Origin of the sequence: Nocardia sp. NPDC051929, assembly GCF_044548645.1 — a bacterium.
GTDB classification, from domain to species: domain Bacteria; phylum Actinomycetota; class Actinomycetes; order Mycobacteriales; family Mycobacteriaceae; genus Nocardia; species Nocardia sichangensis.
In genome coordinates, this window is sequence record NZ_JBIUCG010000021.1 from 72,040 (window position 1) to 88,085 (window position 16,046).

The window sequence follows — 16,046 nt, forward strand, 5'->3', positions numbered from 1 at the left end:
GCCCGACTCTGCTTCGATCAGCGTCGAGCGGCGATCAGCGGAGACTCGAACTTCTGGCTGGAACGCGACACGGCGGCCCGGCTCCCGGTTTCGAGCGAAGCGAGACCGAGCATGCCCCGTTCGCGGCCCGGCTCGCGTCCGAGCGGCCGCCGCCTCCGCGACGCAGTCGCCAGCGGCGGTCGCTCGGACGCGAGCCATAAGAGGGCCGCGAACACGCAGCGCCGAAGGCGCTGCAAAATCAACAGAGCCGGTCTATTTCATGTGCCAGTGCTACATCCAGCGCGGTGAGCCCGCCCGCCGAGTGTGTCGACAAGCTGAATGTGACCTTGCGCCAGCGGATATCGATGTCGGGGTGATGGTTCGCCTCCTCCGCGACTTCGGCGACGCGGCGCACCAGTTCGATGCCCGCGGGGAAGGTGGCCGCCTCGACGGTGCGCGTCAGGTTGTCCCCTGACCTGGACCACTCCGGCAATTCGGTGAGAGCGTCTACGATTTCGGGTTCGGAGAGCAGTGCCTGCTGCGCCATAACACTCCTTACTACTCGCCTCGGGCCGCCCCGGAAAGGGTGGCGGCGGGGGTCAGGCAGCGCGCGCCTGCTTGAGTGCCTTCTTCAGATCCTTGCCGGTGACACCGGCCGCTTCGCACTTCTTCATCCGCATGATGACCACGGGGCACTTCACGCAGCGCGTCTTCTTCCGACAGCACTTCTTCTTCGGTTTCAGGCTCGAAACCTTCTTGGCTTTGACCTTGCCCACGGCGGTTAGCATACCCTTAGTACAAAGGCTGAAACGGTGCCTCGAACCGACTGCCGGTAGGGTATAGCTCGCCGCGATGCCTGGTGAGTTTCGATTCTCCACCTGTTCGCAGGGAGACCGGCGTGTGCGTCAGGCCCCGGAGGCGGCAGCCTGCGTAATCACGGAGAGTCCGTGCACGCCGGACACCGAGCACCGTCGGCTCCAACACCGAACAGCAGGAGGATTCAGGCGTGTCGTCTGCACGCGATTTTCGCAACGTCGCCATCGTGGCTCACGTCGACCACGGCAAGACGACCCTGGTCGACGCCATGCTGCGCCAGTCGGGCGCCTTCGCCGAGCGGGCCGAGCCCGTCGATCGGGTGATGGACTCCGGCGACCTGGAACGCGAGAAGGGCATCACCATTCTCGCCAAGAACACGGCGGTGCACCGGCATCACCCGGACGGCTCGGTCACCGTGATCAACGTCATCGACACCCCCGGCCACGCCGACTTCGGTGGCGAGGTCGAGCGCGGCCTGTCCATGGTGGACGGCGTGGTGCTGCTGGTGGACGCGTCCGAGGGGCCGCTGCCGCAGACCCGGTTCGTGCTGCGCAAGGCGCTGGCCGCGTCGCTGCCGGTGATCCTGGTCGTGAACAAGACCGACCGCCCCGACGCCCGCATCGAAGAGGTCGTCGAGGAGAGCCACGACCTACTGCTGGACCTGGCCTCCGATCTCGACGACGCCGCCGCCGAGGCCGCCGAGCTCGCGCTCGACCTTCCGGTGCTGTACGCCTCCGGTCGTGAGGGCAAGGCGTCCAAGGAGCGTCCGGAGAACGGCAACGCCCCGGCCGCGGAGAATCTGGACGCGCTGTTCGACGTGCTGCTGGAATACATCCCCGCGCCGAAGGGTGATGCGTCCGCGCCGCTGCAGGCGCACGTCACCAACCTGGACGCCTCGGCGTTCCTGGGTCGTCTCGCGCTGGTCCGCATCCACAACGGCGAACTGCGCAAGGGGCAGAACGTCGCGTGGATGCACGCCGACGGCGTCAAGCAGGTGAAGATCACCGAACTGCTGCAGACCGTCGGCGTGGAGCGCAAGCCGGGCGAGCTGGCGGTGGCGGGCGACATCGTCGCCATCGCGGGCATTCCGGACATCATGATCGGCGACACCCTCGCCGACATCGATGATCCGGTCGCGCTGCCGCGCATCACCGTCGACGAGCCCGCCATCTCGGTCACCATCGGCACCAACACCTCGCCGCTGGTCGGCCGGGTGCAAGGGCACAAGTTGACCGCCCGCATGGTGAAGGCGCGCCTGGACCAGGAGCTGGTCGGCAACGTGTCGCTGCGCGTGCTCGACATCGGGCGCCCGGACGCCTGGGAGGTGCAGGGCCGCGGTGAGCTGGCGCTGGCCATCCTGGTCGAGACCATGCGCCGGGAGGGCTTCGAGCTGACCGTCGGCAAGCCGCAGGTGGTCACCAAGCAGGTCGACGGCAAGGTGCACGAGCCGTACGAGGAGCTGACCATCGACTGCCCCGAGGAGTACCTCGGCGCGATCACCCAGTTGCTGGCCGCCCGCAAGGGCAAGATGGTGCAGATGAGCAACCACGCCGCGGGCTGGGTGCGGATGGAGTTCATCGTTCCCTCCCGTGGCCTGATCGGTTTCCGCACCGACTTCCTCACCGAGACCCGCGGCACCGGCATCGCCAACGCTGTGTCGCACGGCTACGCGCCGTGGGCGGGCGAGATCCGGGCCAGGCACACCGGCTCGCTGGTCTCCGACCGGTCGGGCTCGGTGACGCCGTTCGCGATGATCCAGCTGGCCGACCGCGGGCAGTTCTTCGTGGAGCCGGGCGCGGACACCTACGAGGGGCATGTCGTCGGCGTCAATCCGCGCGCGGAGGATCTGGACATCAACGTCACGCGCGAGAAGAAGCTGACCAACATGCGCAGCTCCACCGCCGACGTGATCGAGACCTTGGCCAAGCCGTTGCAGCTGGATCTCGAAGGCGCCATGGAGTTCTGCGCCGCCGACGAGTGCGTTGAGGTCACCCCGGAGGTGGTCCGGGTGCGCAAGGTGGTCCTCGGGCAGAACGAGCGCGCACGGGAACTGTCCCGGCGCAAGGCGCGCGACCGCGCGGCGCTGTAACAACTTGTGTGCCACGGTATTCGGTGTCACCGCGGGTGGCACCGAATACCGGGCAGAACCGCTGGTCGGGCAGTCGCGGGCGCTCGCATCGTGCGGGTGTACCGCCAGCCTCGCGTTCGACTCGGGCTCCTCGGGTGTGATCGCAATTCCTCGCATCACCAGGCATGGTGGCAATCGGGAGAAAATTCGAGACGGCCCCGTGATGCGTGCGGTGGTGAAGTCCGGTGCCACATATTCGAGGGCTGGTCGGTTTCGTTGTCGGTAATTTCGATTTGTGATCGTCTCAGCCCTTGGTATGCGGGTCCGAAATCGGTTCGTTCGCGTGGAATAAGTTTCCGAAGCGACGGCTGGTGGGAAAATTTGGTAATTGTCGACCACTACCCGTCATGGGGTAGTGGTGGCGGGTGAAAATAATTGGCTGTGCCGTGCGCCTGTTTTATATTGTCGGCACCCGTGGTCATCCAGAGCTGTGCACGCAATGAGCTTTCTCATGCTATCGAGGGGCCTCGACGCGCGGGCGGGCCAGCGCCTGTGTGGGTTGTCGCCGTGTTGGCCGGATGGTGCTTCGACGAAAAGAATTCGTCTCCCGTTCGGCGTGTCGGCGCAAATGTTCACTTCATGTCCGAGTCGGTAGCGCGTGTGGTTGCCTAAACGACACCGATGCGCATACGGATTGCGGTGCGTCGGGTGCGGCGGGCTATTGTGCCGCGACGGTACGCCGAATATTTGCCGAGGTTCGACACGGTTTGTATGGGTGATGTCACGACCCTGCGACGCTGCTGTGTTTCCGCGCTACGCATATCCGTTCGACCGCGTTGTTTCCGCGCTGGTCAGCAGGAATCTGGGAACGGACTCGACCGTACGGTAGAGTTCCCGAGCGTGAAAGTGGGCGCAGGAAAACGCGCAGCGTGGCGCACGTTGTTGCCGGCCGTGGCAGTGCTGACCTTGATCAGCAGCTGTGCGGCGAATCCGCCGCCGCCCATCGAGAGCACCGACAGTCCGAAGACCACACCGGTCAAGCCCGCGGAGACGACCGTCGTCGTCGCTTTGGACACCATCGGCACCGCGTTCAACCCGCATCTGCGCTCGGACCAATCCGCCGCGACCTCGGCGATCGCCTCCCTGGTCCTGCCGAGTCCGTTCCGGCCGGTGCTCGATCCGGCGCGGCCAGGGACGACGGCCTGGGTGCCGGATTCGTCGCTGCTGGTCTCCGCCGAAGTCACCGCGCAGGAACCGTTCACGATCACCTACAAATTGCGCAACGAAGCGTCCTGGTCGGATGGCGCGCCGATCGCGGCCGAGGACTTCCGCTACCTGTGGCAGGAGATGATCTCCGAGCCGGGCGTCGTCGACCCGGCCGGCTACCGGATGATCTCGGACGTCAATTCGTCGGCGGGCGGCAAGACGGTCACCGTCGTGATGACGCAGCCCTACCCCGGCTGGCGGGAGCTGTTCACCGATCTGCTGCCGTCTCATCTGCTCAAGGACGCGCCCGGCGGATTCGCCAGGGGGATGAACGGTCAGGTCAGCGGTGTCCGGGTGTCCGGGGGGCCGTTCGGGATCCGCTCGGCGGACCCGGGCCGTGACGAGATGCTGCTGGAACGCAACGACCGCTTCTGGGGCACACCGGCGATGCCGGGCCAGATCCTGCTCCGCCGCGGCGGCACCACCGCGCAGCTGGCGGGCTCGCTGCGCACCGGCGACGTACAGATGGCGCTGGTCCACGGGGGCGTGGCGACCCAGGCGCAACTGGGGGCGATTCCCTCCGTGCGCACCACGATCATGCCGCAGTCGCGAGTGCTGCAGATGGCGCTAAACGGGCGCAAAGGCGACTTGAGCGATCCCCGGGTCCGCTCGGGCGTGCTGGCCCTGCTGGACCCTGCCCTGCTGGCCACGGTCGGCGCGCAGACCGGCAACTGGGTGGAACCGGCGCGCGCGCAGGTGCTCGCACCATCCGATCCCGGATACGCCCCGACCGCTCCGCCGCGTCCATCGGCGGAGGAGGCGTTCGCGCTGCTCGCCGCCGCGGGGTACGGCCGGGCGCCGGAGCCGCCGCCGGCGACCTCCCCGACCTCGCCCGCCCCGCAGCCGCGCACCGTCGGCAAGGATGGCAAGCCGCTGGCCGTGCGCATCGGCGCGGTCGACCGGGACGCCACCGCCTTGGCCGTGGCCAATACCGCCGCCGACCAGCTGCGCAGCGCGGGCATCGACGCCACGGTGCGCAGTGTCGCCGCCGACGAGTTGTACGGCAAGGAACTGCTCGAGGGCACGGTCGACGCGATCGTCGGCTGGGAGGTGGCCGGTTCCGATCCGGCGACCGTGCTGGCTTCCAGGTATGGCTGCCCGCCGCCCGCGCTGCCAGGGGTCACCGGCCCGGCGCAGGCCATCGCCGAGGCGGCGCAGCGGGCGCCGAGCAACCTGTCCGGCGTGTGCGATCCGACCCTGCAACCCGCGATCGACGACGCCCTGCGGGGCGGCGACGTGGGACGGGTGCTCGCCGAGGCCGAACCCAAACTGTGGGCCATGGCGACCGTGCTGCCGATCGTGCAGGACAACGCCGTCGCCGCGTCCGGTCCTCGGCTGGACGGCGCCTCGCTCAGCGGCGCGATCCAGGTCGGGATCTTCGGCGACGCGTCCATGTGGCGCAGGATCCCGTGACCGCGGAGACCGGTGGGCTGCTTCTGGTACACGCCCACCCGGACGACGAGTCCATCACCACCGGCGGCACGATCGCGCACTACCGCCGTCGCGGCGTGCCGGTCACCGTGATCACCTGCACCCTCGGTGAGGAGGGCGAGGTGATCGGCGACGACTGGGCGCTGCTCGCGGCGGATCACGCCGACCAGCTCGGCGGCTATCGCATTCTGGAGCTGACCCGCGCGCTGGACGCGCTGGGCGCGGGTCCGCCGCACTTGCTCGGGGGCGCGGGACGCTGGCGTGACTCCGGGATGGCGGGCACACCCGCCGCGAACAAGCCGCGCGTCTTCGTGCGCTCCGGAGACGAGGCGGTGCGGGCTCTCACGGACGTCGTCCTTCGTCTGCGGCCGCGCGTGGTCGTCGGTTACGACCCGAACGGCGGCTACGGCCATCCGGACCACATCCGGGCGCACGAGATCACCACGGCCGCCGTGCATGCCGCCGCCGGCGAAGGCTGGGATGTCCCGAAGTACTACTGGACCGTCACCGACGCCGACATGCTGCGTCTGCACACCGCGGCGCTGGCCCGGCGCACGGCCGCGGGCCTGCCCGGCGCGCTGCCGCCCGGTTGGCGACTGCCCGCCGAGGGCGAACTGGCGAGCGTGCCCAGCGACGCGGTGACCACCACGATCGACGTCTCCGAGGTGCTTTCGGCCAAGCGCGCCGCGCTGCGGGCGCACGCCACACAGGTCACGGTCGCGCCGTCCGGCCGGGAATTCGCCTTGTCGAACGGTATCGCTCAGCCGGTGTTGCCCGAGGAGCACTTCATCCTGGTGCGGGGTCGGCGCGGTCCGCTCGGTCCGGACGGGCGGGAGCACGATTTGTTCGCCGCCCCGGAGTGACGGATCCCGCCGGCGGCGGTGCGGCCGCTACCCGCGATTTCCGGACATTTCACATAATTCGCCCGCTGTTTTCGGAACTTGTCCGGGCGGCGAGCTCCTGTACCCCCAGGGCTGGCAGTTGGCGGTATCGGCGCGGCGGGTACGGTTCGGCGTGATCTCGGCACATCGAAACGGAGGATCCGTCGGTTCATGACAGCGCGCGGCGACAACGCCCACCTCAGCATCGAGGACCACGGATACCACAAGAGTCTGAAGCCGCGCCAGCTACAGATGATCGCGATCGGCGGCGCCATCGGCACCGGCCTGTTCCTCGGCGCCGGCGGGCGGCTGGCCAGTGCCGGACCCGGGTTGTTCCTGGTCTACGGCGTGTGCGGGTTCTTCGCGTTCCTCATCCTGCGCGCGCTCGGCGAATTGGTCCTGCACCGGCCGTCGTCCGGGTCGTTCGTCTCCTACGCGCGCGAGTTCTTCGGTGAGAAGGCGGCGTTCGTCGCGGGCTGGATGTACTTCCTGAACTGGTCGATGACCGGCATCGCCGACACCACCGCGATCGCGCAGTACTTCCACTATTGGTCCGGGTTCTCCGCCGTTCCGCAATGGTTGCTCGCGCTGATCGCGCTGGTCCTCGTGCTGGGCGTCAACCTGATCTCGGTGAAGTGGTTCGGTGAGATGGAGTTCTGGGCCGCGCTGGTGAAGGTATTCGCGCTCAGCGCGTTCCTGATCGTCGGCACGATCTTCTTGCTCGGCCGCTTCACGGTGCAGGGCGCCGCGACCGGGACCAGCGTGATCGCCGATCACGGCGGCCTGTTCCCGACCGGCGTCATGCCGTTGGTCGTGGTGGTGTCCGGTGTCGTATTCGCTTATGCCGCTGTTGAATTGGTCGGCACCGCGGCGGGGGAGACGGAGCATCCGGAGCAGGTCATGCCACGGGCGATCAATTCGGTGATCGTCCGGATCGCCGTCTTCTACGTCGGTTCGCTGGTCCTGCTCGGATTGCTGCTGCCGTACACGCGGTACACGGCCGACGAGAGTCCGTTCGTCACCTTCTTCACCATGCTCGGCGTCCCTGGCATCGGCAGCGTGATGAATCTCGTGGTGCTGACCGCGGCGTTCTCCAGCCTGAACGCCGGCCTCTACTCGACCGGCCGCATCCTGCGGTCGATGTCGATCAACGGCAGCGCGCCGAAATTCACCGGGGTGATGGGCAGCAACGGCGTTCCCTACGGCGGCATCCTGCTCACCAGCCTGATCGCGCTGGTCGGCATCGCGCTCAACGGCATCGTCCCGGATCAGGCGTTCGAGATCGTGCTGAACATGGCGTCGCTCGGCATCGTCGCCTCCTGGGCCACCATCGTGTTGTGCCAGCTGCAGTTGTGGCGCTGGTCCACCCGGGGACGCATCCAGCGGCCCGCCTTCCGCATGTTCGGCGCGCCCTACACCGGTTTGCTCACGCTGGTGTTCCTGTTCTTCGTCGTCGTGCTGACGGGGTTCGACTATCCGGTGGGGACCTGGACCGTCGCGACCATCGCCCTGATCGTCCCCGCGCTGATCGTCGGCTGGTTCGCCGCGCGTAAGCGAGTGCTGGCCATAGCGGCGCAGCGTGGCGACCCGACCGGCGAACCTCCGGTGGTCGCCGCCCTGCCTGCCGACCGGGAGAACTGATCGTGCGCCCGATCGCGCCGGAATAGACTCGGCAGTATGTACAACTGGGAGGTCCAGAACGCGATCGCGGCGTTCGTCGACAGCATGCGGCCGCACTGGCAGGAGCAGCACGACCTGTATATGACGGTGCTGTACGCGTTCGCCGACATGCAAAGCCACTTGTTGACCCTCCTCGGCTACCCGCCGGTGCCGTGACGACGAAGATCGACGACCACGCAGGCGATCGCGCTCCCGTGGCATCCGGCGCCACCCGTATCCCCGTAGGCCTCCTCGGCTCGGTGATCCTCGCGATCCTGATCGTGGACGCCCTGCTCACCCTTGCGCTCGAGGTGCTCTACCTGCCGACCTATCTGGGCTCGGTCGTTTTCCCGGTCTCCGCCGCGGTGGCGGGAGTGGTGAACGTGCTGCTCGTCGCGGGTGCGCGAACAGTGACCCGGCGTCCCGCGCTGCTGGGCCTTCCGCTGGTCGCATGGGCGTTCGGCTTCCTGGTCTGCGCGAGCGCCGGGCCCGGCGGTGACATTCTGCTCGGCAGTGATTGGCGGACGGCGCTGTTGCTGTTCGCCGGGCTGCTGCCGCCGCTGGCCTACCTCTACATCCAGGCGAACGCGCACGTCTTCGGCCGCCGCTGACTCACGCGAGCCGGACCGCCAGGGTCGCGATCACGGCCTCGGTGCGAACGCGCAGCGCGGCTGTGAGCACCGGTCCGCGCGGATTGTGCAGCGGGCGTTGCCACCAGTGCCGGGCTTCGACATGCGCCAGCAGCACGGTGACACCCAGCCCGGCGGCGGTCTGCTTGCGGACGTAGCCGACGAGCGTCGACACCAGGCTGCGATGCGGGCAGGGGAGCACCGCGAGCGGCACACCGGGATCCCACTCCTTCCACTGGGCGCTGAGCCGTTTGGTCGTGGCCGGATCGATGTCCGCGGCCACCGCGACGATCTCGCCCCGCATGCGCAGCGCGGCTTCCAAGGCGCGATAGGTCACCTCGCTCATGGTGACCACCGGGACGACCACCAACTCCTTGGCCTCCGGCGCGGGTCGCGGCGGCGGCGGGATTTCACGCAGTCGCAGCTGACGCGCGACGCCGGCGTAGTAGTTCTCGATCCGGAAGAAGAGGCCAACCAGCGCGGGAATGATGAGCAGCAGCAGCCACGCGCCCTCGGTGAACTTCTCCGCGAGCAAGACGACGCCCGCGACGGCGGTGAGCGTCGCACCGAATCCGTTCAGCAGTGCGCGCGGCAACCACCCGCGGTCGCGCACTCGCCACCAGTGCAGCACCAGACCGGTCTGGCTGATGGTGAACCCGATGAAGACGCCGATCGCGAAAACCGGCAGCAGCCGGTGGGTTTCGGCGTCGACCGCCAGCAGCACCAGCCCGGCCAGCAAGGCGAGTGCCGTGACCCCGTACCGGAAGACCGGACGCTCCGACCGCAGCGCGAACAGCGACGGCGCCCTGTGGTCCTTGGCCAGCAGCGCCAGCAGCACCGGGAGCCCGCCGAAACTGGTGTTCGCCGCGAGCAGCAGCACCGCGGTGACCGCGAGATTGGTGAGGTAGAACAGCCAGCCGGTGCCGAACGCGGCCGCCGCCAGCTGGGCCAAGATGGTCACATCCGGGCGCGGCGTGACGTGGTGCTCGCGGATCAGCACGGCCAGGCCGAGCAGCATCGCGCCGAGCAGGATGCCCAGCGCCACCTCGGTGTGCTGCGCGCGGCGCACCGCGGGGCTGCGGAAAGCGGGCACGGCGTTGGCGATCGCTTCCACACCGGTCAGCGACGAGCATCCCGCCGCGAAGGCCTTGAGCAGCAGAACGATTCCGAGCGCCTCGACCGGCTCGATCGGACCCGGGTCGCCGCCGATCATCGCGACCGGCTCCGGCCGAAGCAGCCCGACAACGATCACACCGCCGATCAGGACGACGAACAGGATCGTCGGCCCCATCAGCACCCGCGCGGATTCCGCCACTCCGATCAGGTTGATCACGGTCAGCGCCGCGAGGCCGATCAGCGTCATCGGTAGCAGTTCGTGGGCCAGGGCGGGAAAGGCGCTGGCCAGGCTGGCCGCGCCTGCGGCGAGGCTCACCGCGACGGTCAGCACGTAGTCCACGACCAGGCTGGCGGCCGCGAGCAGCGCGGCGGGCCTGCCGAGCTGCTTCTTGGCGACCGCGTACGCGCCGCCGCCGTCCGGATGCACGGCGATCACTTGCCGGTAGGAGAGCACCAGTACCAGCAACAGCGCGGCGATCGCGCAGGCAACCGGCAGCGTCCAGGAGACGGCCGCCGCGCCCGCCGCGACCAGCACCAGCACGATCGCCTCTGGTCCGTAGGCGACGCTGGACAACGCGTCCAGGGAGAGCGCGGCGAGCCCGCCCACCGCGGTCAAACGGAACTTGTCCGCTCGCTGCATCTGCCGAACCCGGCGGTCGGCGATCCGCGGCTCCGTATGGTGCGGCTCGGTCTTGGTCACCACAGCGTCCATTGAACTCCGCCGCCGCTCGGCAACCGATCAGCGACACTGGGGGCGGGTTCAGCGGGTGCCGGGCAGCCCTGGTGTGACGGCTTGGATGAGTTCCCATGCTCGGTCGGCGGGGAGGTCGACCACGGAGTAGTGCTTCTTGCCCGCCGCGGTGGCCGCGACGACCGTAGCGACCCCGGCACGCCGTTGGAAGAAGGTTCGACGCACTGTCCAGCCGATGATGCCGGGGGCCTCGAGGCAGTCGCGGTCGCGGTCGAGTGATCCGGACCGGGTGATCAGCCAGGTCGGGCTGGTGGTTGTGCGGGGCAGTACCGCGTGTCCGAGGCCGCGATAGCGGTCCTCGGCGAGGGCGAGCGCGAGGGCGAGCGTGAGGCCCGGCAGTAGCCACCACCACGGCGAATAGTGCTGTCCAGCAAGGGAGATGACGACCAGCGCGGCGGCGATGAGCACGACCGGCGCGAGCGCGCGGGTATGCCTGCGTCGCCGTGCGGCCGGACCGTGCGCGATCAGCGGGGCTCTGCCCGGCGCCGGGACGGTGTGCGCGTCCGCCGCGCCCGAACCGGTGGGCCTCGCCTCCGGCTGGACAGGAAACTCGTTGTCTCGCACTTCCTCTGGGGCGAGCAGATGGCCGAGGGTGTGCTCCACGGCGCTACGCGGGGCCTGCGGAAGGATTCGCTGCCGCGGGTTCTGCCCGGTCATGATCGCCTCGAGTTCGGCGCCGCCCGCAAGGCGCAGCAGCAGCGGTTCGGAGACCGTCGCTCCGCGCAGCCGGGCTCGATCGAGGGTGATCTGGCGGGTGGTGAACAGGCCGTGGCGCAGCTGCAAGGTCTTGCCGTCGTCGCGGACGCGCAACCCGAAATACGTGGTCAGATAGTGCGCGCACGCGGCAGCGCTGACCACGACGACGATGACGCCCAGCAGCGCGGCCGCGGCGAGCGCGAGGACGAGCACGCCGCCGTCTTCCACGTCGTGCACCGCGTCGGACCGGAAAACGATCTCACCGAGCCCGTATTGCAGCGCGAAGCCGACGATCGGCGCGATGATCGCGAACCCGGTCAGCGACAACGGGGCGTAGCGCACCCACGCCGGACTCCAGTGCCCGATCTCTCCCGCCCGGGTACGCGGGGCCGTTAAACCACCGGAGCTGTTCTGCTGCGGCTCTTTTCGTTCTTCGTCCGGACCCACCCTGGCCGCCGTATGAGCGAGCAGCGCGGCGCGCAACGGCGGGACGACGCGGGCATCCAGGGCGTCGAGCTTGAACTTCTCGCCCGATTCGGCATGCTGGCCGGTCCCGATCGCCAGCACCGCCAGGCCGAGAGCCCGATGCAGCAGGTCCGCTTCGATGTCCACCGAGCGGATCCGCGACCGCGGCACCGACAGTTTCTTGCGTTCCAGCAGCCCGGTGCGCAATTCCACGTGTGTGGGCCCGACCCGATACGTCGTGGTGAACCAGCGGGTCAGCGCGAACCCGACGATCAACGCGAGCGGGATGACGCTCCACACGTGGTTGCCGCTGCTGGTCCCGAGGATCACCGAACCGATCAGCACCGGGATGAACTTCACCACTTCGGTGATCGGATGGACCAGCAGCATCCGCTTGTCCAGCCGCTGCCAGGGCGGCCCGTCCTGCTCGGCGCCGGTCGTCTCGGGGCTCATGTCGCGTCTCCGCGGTGCTGGGCGGCGATCCGGGTGAGCCGGGCCACGGTTTCCTCGGCGACCGGAAGGTCGAGCGCGCCGATCTGCACCGCACCCGCGGAGGACGCGGTGGTCACGGTGACGGTCGCCAATCCGAGCAGGCGTTCGAGCGGACCGCGTTCGGTGTCGACGGTCTGCACGCGGGAGATCGGCGCGACCCGGCTCTCCTGGGTGAGCCAGCCGACCCGGGTGTAGACCGCATCGTCGGTGACCTCCCAGCGGTGCACCGCGTACCGCCACCACGGCGCGACACCGATGTTCAGCGCGGCGGGCACGAGCGCGACCAGGAAGAATCCCAGCTGCCACCCGCGATGCGCGGAGTCGACCACCGCCCACACCAGCAGGGCCGCGAACGGGATCACCCACGTCAGGACGGCCTGCACAGTCCACAGGAGCTTCGCCTTCGGACTGGGGCGCCAGGCCGGATCGGCCATGATCGTGCGCGGCTGCGACATGCCGCCAATCGTTGCACGATCACGCGGTCGCCGTCGCGGTCGATGGTGAGCGGCCTACCGCGACGGCGCGGACCCGGCGGACGGGTGAGCGCGAGGGTCGCAGAGGGCTTTCTACCGGGAATGAGCCTCGTTGTGTGACAACCGTTTCGGGCGCATCGGGCGGTCGCCGAGGAGTTGGCCCCCGGCCTCACCTGCGAGGGTCTGGTGTGCCGGAACGGTCGAATCGGCGGCGCTCACCGAGGCCGCGCTCGACGACCGAACGCGGGCCGCGCGGCGCGGGTGCCCCGGAATAGCCTCGGGTACCGCACAGTTGTCAACGCTCAACGGTGCTCCACGTCCCCGTGTGGGCTCCGTGGCGAGCGGAGCCGTGACTCGTCCGCTTCGTCGCAACCAGCACTGGAGGGAGACAGTTCCGGATGTGTAGCGCATGATCGAGGGCGTGACCGACCTACCGAACCCGAGCGTCCCATCCGCGCCGCCCAGTCCATCGGCCATGCGCCGGGCGCTGCGCAGGGCCCGCGACGGTGTCACGTTGAACGTGGACGAGGCCGCGGTGCTGCTGCACGCGACCGGCGACGACCTGGCCGACCTCTGTCGCAGCGCCGCGCGGGTGCGCGACGCCGGGCTGGCGTCCGCGGGGCGTCCGAAGACGATCAGCTATTCCCGCAACGTCTTCATCCCGTTGACCAGGCTGTGCCGGGACAAGTGCCACTACTGCACCTTCGTCACGGTGCCCGGCAAGTTGCGCGCCGAGGGCAAGGGGATGTTCCTCGAACCCGACGAGGTGCTCGACATCGCACGCAGGGGCGCTGCCCTCGGCTGCAAAGAGGCGCTGTTCACGCTGGGTGACCGGCCCGAGGATCGCTGGCCGGAGGCCGCGCAGTGGCTCGACGAGCGCGGCTACGACTCCACGCTGGACTACCTGCGCGCCGTGTCGATCATGGTGCTGGAGGAGACCGGCCTGCTGCCGCACCTGAACCCGGGCGTGATGTCGTGGGAGGAGATCGCGCGGCTCAAGCCGGTGGCGCAGTCCATGGGCATGATGCTGGAGACCACCTCGGCCCGGTTGTTCACCGAGAAGGGCAACTGCCATTACGGCAGCCCCGACAAGGACCCGGCCGTGCGGCTGCGGGCGATCACCGACGCGGGACGGCTCTCGGTGCCCTATACCACGGGGATCCTGGTCGGCATCGGTGAGACGATGGCGGAGCGGGCCGAGTCGATCATGGCGATTCGCAAGCAGCACAAGGCTTTCGGGCACATCCAGGAAGTCATCGTGCAGAACTTCCGCGCCAAGGACGACACCGCCATGCGGGACGTGCCGGACGCGGGCCTGGAGGAATTCCTCGCCACCATCGCGGTCACCCGCGTGCTGCTCGGGCCGGACGTGCCGGTGCAGGCGCCGCCGAACCTGGTCTCGCACGCCGAGTGCCGCGCGCTGATCGACGCGGGCATCGACGACTGGGGCGGCGTCTCGCCGGTGACGCCCGACCACGTGAACCCGGAGCGGCCGTGGCCGAACCTGGACACGTTGCGGGAGATCACCGAGGCGGCGGGCTATCAGCTGGTCGAGCGGACCTCCGCGCACCCGAAGTACGTGCGAGCGGGCAATCCGTGGGTCGATCCGCGGATCGGCGCGCACGTCGCCGCGCTCACCGACCCGGTGACGGGGCTGGCGAATCCGGACGCGATCCCGGTCGGCCTGCCCTGGCAGGAGCCGGACGAGTCCTGGGAGTCGGCCGGACGCGTCGACCTCAACACCGCCATCGACACCGAGGGCCGCAACACCGAGGCCCGCAGCGACGCTGCCCTCGGGCAGGACATCGTCGGCGCCTTCGGCGACTGGGACACCATTCGTGAACAGGCCCGCGATCTCGCCGTCGCCGTTCCGCAGCGGCTGGACTCCGACGTGCTCGCCGCGCTGCGCGCCGCCGAACGCGATCCGGCCGGGCTCGGCGACGCCGAGTATCTGGCGCTGGCCACGGCGGACGGCGCGGAGCTGGACGCGGTCGCCGCGCTGGCCGATCAACTGCGCCGCGACACCGTCGGCGACGACGTCACCTACGTGGTGAACCGGAACATCAACTTCACCAACATCTGCTACACCGGGTGCCGGTTCTGCGCGTTCGCCCAGCGTAAGGGCGACGCGGACGCGTTCACCCTGAGCACGCACGAGGTGGCCGACCGGGCCTGGGAGGCGCATGTCGACGGCGCCACCGAGGTGTGCATGCAGGGCGGCATCGACCCCGACCTGCCGGTCACCGGGTACGCGGATCTGGTGCGGGCGGTCAAGCAGCGGGTGCCGTCGATGCATGTGCACGCCTTCAGCCCGATGGAGATCGTGAACGGCGCCTCGCGCGGCGGCCAGAGCGTCCGGGAGTGGCTGGTCGCCCTGAAGGAGGCGGGCCTGGACACCATCCCAGGCACCGCCGCGGAGATCCTGGACGACGAGGTGCGCTGGGTGCTCACCAAGGGCAAACTGCCCACCTCGGCGTGGATCGAGGTGATCACCACGGCGCACCAGGTGGGCATCCGGTCCAGTTCGACCATGATGTACGGCCACGTGGACAACCCGAAGCACTGGGTCGGGCATCTGCGGGTGCTGCGTGGAATCCAGGACGAGACCGGCGGTTTCACCGAGTTCGTGCTGCTGCCGTTCGTGCACCAGAGCGCGCCGCTGTACTTGGCGGGCGCCGCGCGGCCCGGGCCGACCAACCGGGACAACCGCGCCGCGCACGCGCTGGCCAGGATCATGCTGCACGGCCGGATCCACAACATCCAGACCAGCTGGGTCAAGCTGGGCACCACCGGAACGCGGGTGATGCTCAACAGTGGTGCCAACGATCTGGGCGGCACGTTGATGGAGGAGACCATCTCCCGGATGGCGGGCTCGCAGCACGGCTCGGCCAAGACGGTCGCCGAGTTGGTGGAGATCGCCTCCGGCATCGGACGACCGGCCCGGGAACGGACGACGACCTACGGCGTCCCGAAGCACAAGCGGTTGTCGGCCGCTCCGGGGCTTCAGGCGGTATTGGTCGACTGACGAGGGAGCTGCGCCGGGCGGCGCGGCGACGGCGATAGGTTCCAGCCCGCGGTGCGATCGGGCTTCCGGTCGGCCGCGGGCAGCCGGGACCGGCGCAATACCGGACCCGCCGCGGCACGCTCCGGCGCTACCTCCCACAACGCGGCCCCCAGCGCGTACCTCGGGTGGCGGAGTCGAATCGGGCCTCGCGTCGGCGTGCGCGATCCCCGAAGTTAGGGCAGGCTGACCAGTAGTAACGTGTGGTTGCCGGGATAGGGTTTCGCCGGGCGGACTATCCCGCAGGCGAGGACAGACTAGGA

The 16,046-nt window shown here is 69.1% G+C and carries 12 protein-coding genes; 7 read left to right on the plus strand and 5 right to left on the minus strand.

What is annotated here, in order from left to right; all coding sequences use genetic code 11:
- Positions 1-238: 238 nt before the first annotated feature.
- Both ACIHAX_RS27130 and ACIHAX_RS27135 read right to left on the minus strand, forming a co-directional pair.
- Positions 239-526 carry a 4a-hydroxytetrahydrobiopterin dehydratase gene (locus ACIHAX_RS27130; RefSeq protein WP_355080355.1) on the minus strand — a complete coding sequence of 96 codons (288 nt, stop codon included), beginning with the start codon at positions 524-526 and terminating at the stop codon, positions 239-241.
- A gap of 52 nt (positions 527-578) precedes the next feature.
- Positions 579-755, minus strand: a complete 177-nt coding sequence (locus ACIHAX_RS27135) for a hypothetical protein (RefSeq protein ID WP_356966658.1) — start codon at positions 753-755, stop codon at positions 579-581.
- A gap of 230 nt (positions 756-985) precedes the next feature.
- Here ACIHAX_RS27135 and typA point away from each other — a divergent pair, with 230 nt between their 5' ends.
- The 6 genes from typA (at position 986) to ACIHAX_RS27165 (ending at position 8,711) form a co-directional block, all read left to right on the plus strand.
- On the plus strand, positions 986-2,884 hold the full coding sequence (typA, locus tag ACIHAX_RS27140; protein WP_355080358.1) for a translational GTPase TypA: 1,899 nt from the start codon (positions 986-988) through the stop codon (positions 2,882-2,884).
- An 879-nt stretch (positions 2,885-3,763) separates the two neighbouring features.
- Positions 3,764-5,542 (plus strand): ABC transporter family substrate-binding protein, encoded by a 1,779-nt coding sequence (locus tag ACIHAX_RS27145; RefSeq protein ID WP_397280294.1) that lies wholly within the window; start codon positions 3,764-3,766, stop codon positions 5,540-5,542.
- Entirely contained in the window at positions 5,539-6,423 is an 885-nt protein-coding gene (mshB, locus tag ACIHAX_RS27150) for an N-acetyl-1-D-myo-inositol-2-amino-2-deoxy-alpha-D-glucopyranoside deacetylase (RefSeq protein ID WP_355080361.1), read from the plus strand. The genes ACIHAX_RS27145 and mshB overlap by 4 nt, the downstream gene beginning before the upstream one ends.
- A 189-nt stretch (positions 6,424-6,612) precedes the next feature.
- Positions 6,613-8,082, plus strand: coding sequence for an amino acid permease (locus ACIHAX_RS27155; RefSeq protein ID WP_355080363.1), 1,470 nt, complete (start codon positions 6,613-6,615; stop codon positions 8,080-8,082).
- A gap of 36 nt (positions 8,083-8,118) precedes the next feature.
- Positions 8,119-8,277, plus strand: a complete 159-nt coding sequence (locus tag ACIHAX_RS27160; protein ID WP_169332723.1) for a hypothetical protein — start codon at positions 8,119-8,121, stop codon at positions 8,275-8,277.
- The gene (locus tag ACIHAX_RS27165) at positions 8,274-8,711 is read left to right on the plus strand and encodes a hypothetical protein (protein WP_355080365.1); all 438 of its coding nucleotides are present in this window, start codon (positions 8,274-8,276) and stop codon (positions 8,709-8,711) included. The genes ACIHAX_RS27160 and ACIHAX_RS27165 overlap by 4 nt, the downstream gene beginning before the upstream one ends.
- A 1-nt stretch (position 8,712) precedes the next feature.
- On the opposite strand, the gene ACIHAX_RS27170 is transcribed toward ACIHAX_RS27165, so the two are convergent.
- From ACIHAX_RS27170 to ACIHAX_RS27180, 3 genes are read right to left on the minus strand one after another with little or no spacing between them, the layout of a single operon-like run.
- Positions 8,713-10,545 carry an APC family permease gene (locus ACIHAX_RS27170; RefSeq protein ID WP_397280297.1) on the minus strand — a complete coding sequence of 611 codons (1,833 nt, stop codon included), beginning with the start codon at positions 10,543-10,545 and terminating at the stop codon, positions 8,713-8,715.
- Between the two features lie 60 nt (positions 10,546-10,605).
- Positions 10,606-12,210, minus strand: coding sequence for a PH domain-containing protein (locus ACIHAX_RS27175; protein WP_397280299.1), 1,605 nt, complete (start codon positions 12,208-12,210; stop codon positions 10,606-10,608).
- Positions 12,207-12,704: a PH domain-containing protein gene (locus tag ACIHAX_RS27180; protein WP_355080371.1), complete on the minus strand. Its 498-nt coding sequence runs from the start codon at positions 12,702-12,704 to the stop codon at positions 12,207-12,209. Before ACIHAX_RS27180 ends, ACIHAX_RS27175 begins: the two co-directional genes overlap by 4 nt.
- 427 nt (positions 12,705-13,131) lie before the next feature.
- Between ACIHAX_RS27180 and ACIHAX_RS27185 the strand changes: the two genes are divergently transcribed.
- A complete protein-coding gene (locus ACIHAX_RS27185) occupies positions 13,132-15,747 on the plus strand; it encodes a bifunctional FO biosynthesis protein CofGH (protein WP_397280301.1) in 2,616 nt (871 codons plus the stop codon).
- The last annotated feature ends 299 nt before the right edge of the window (positions 15,748-16,046 follow it).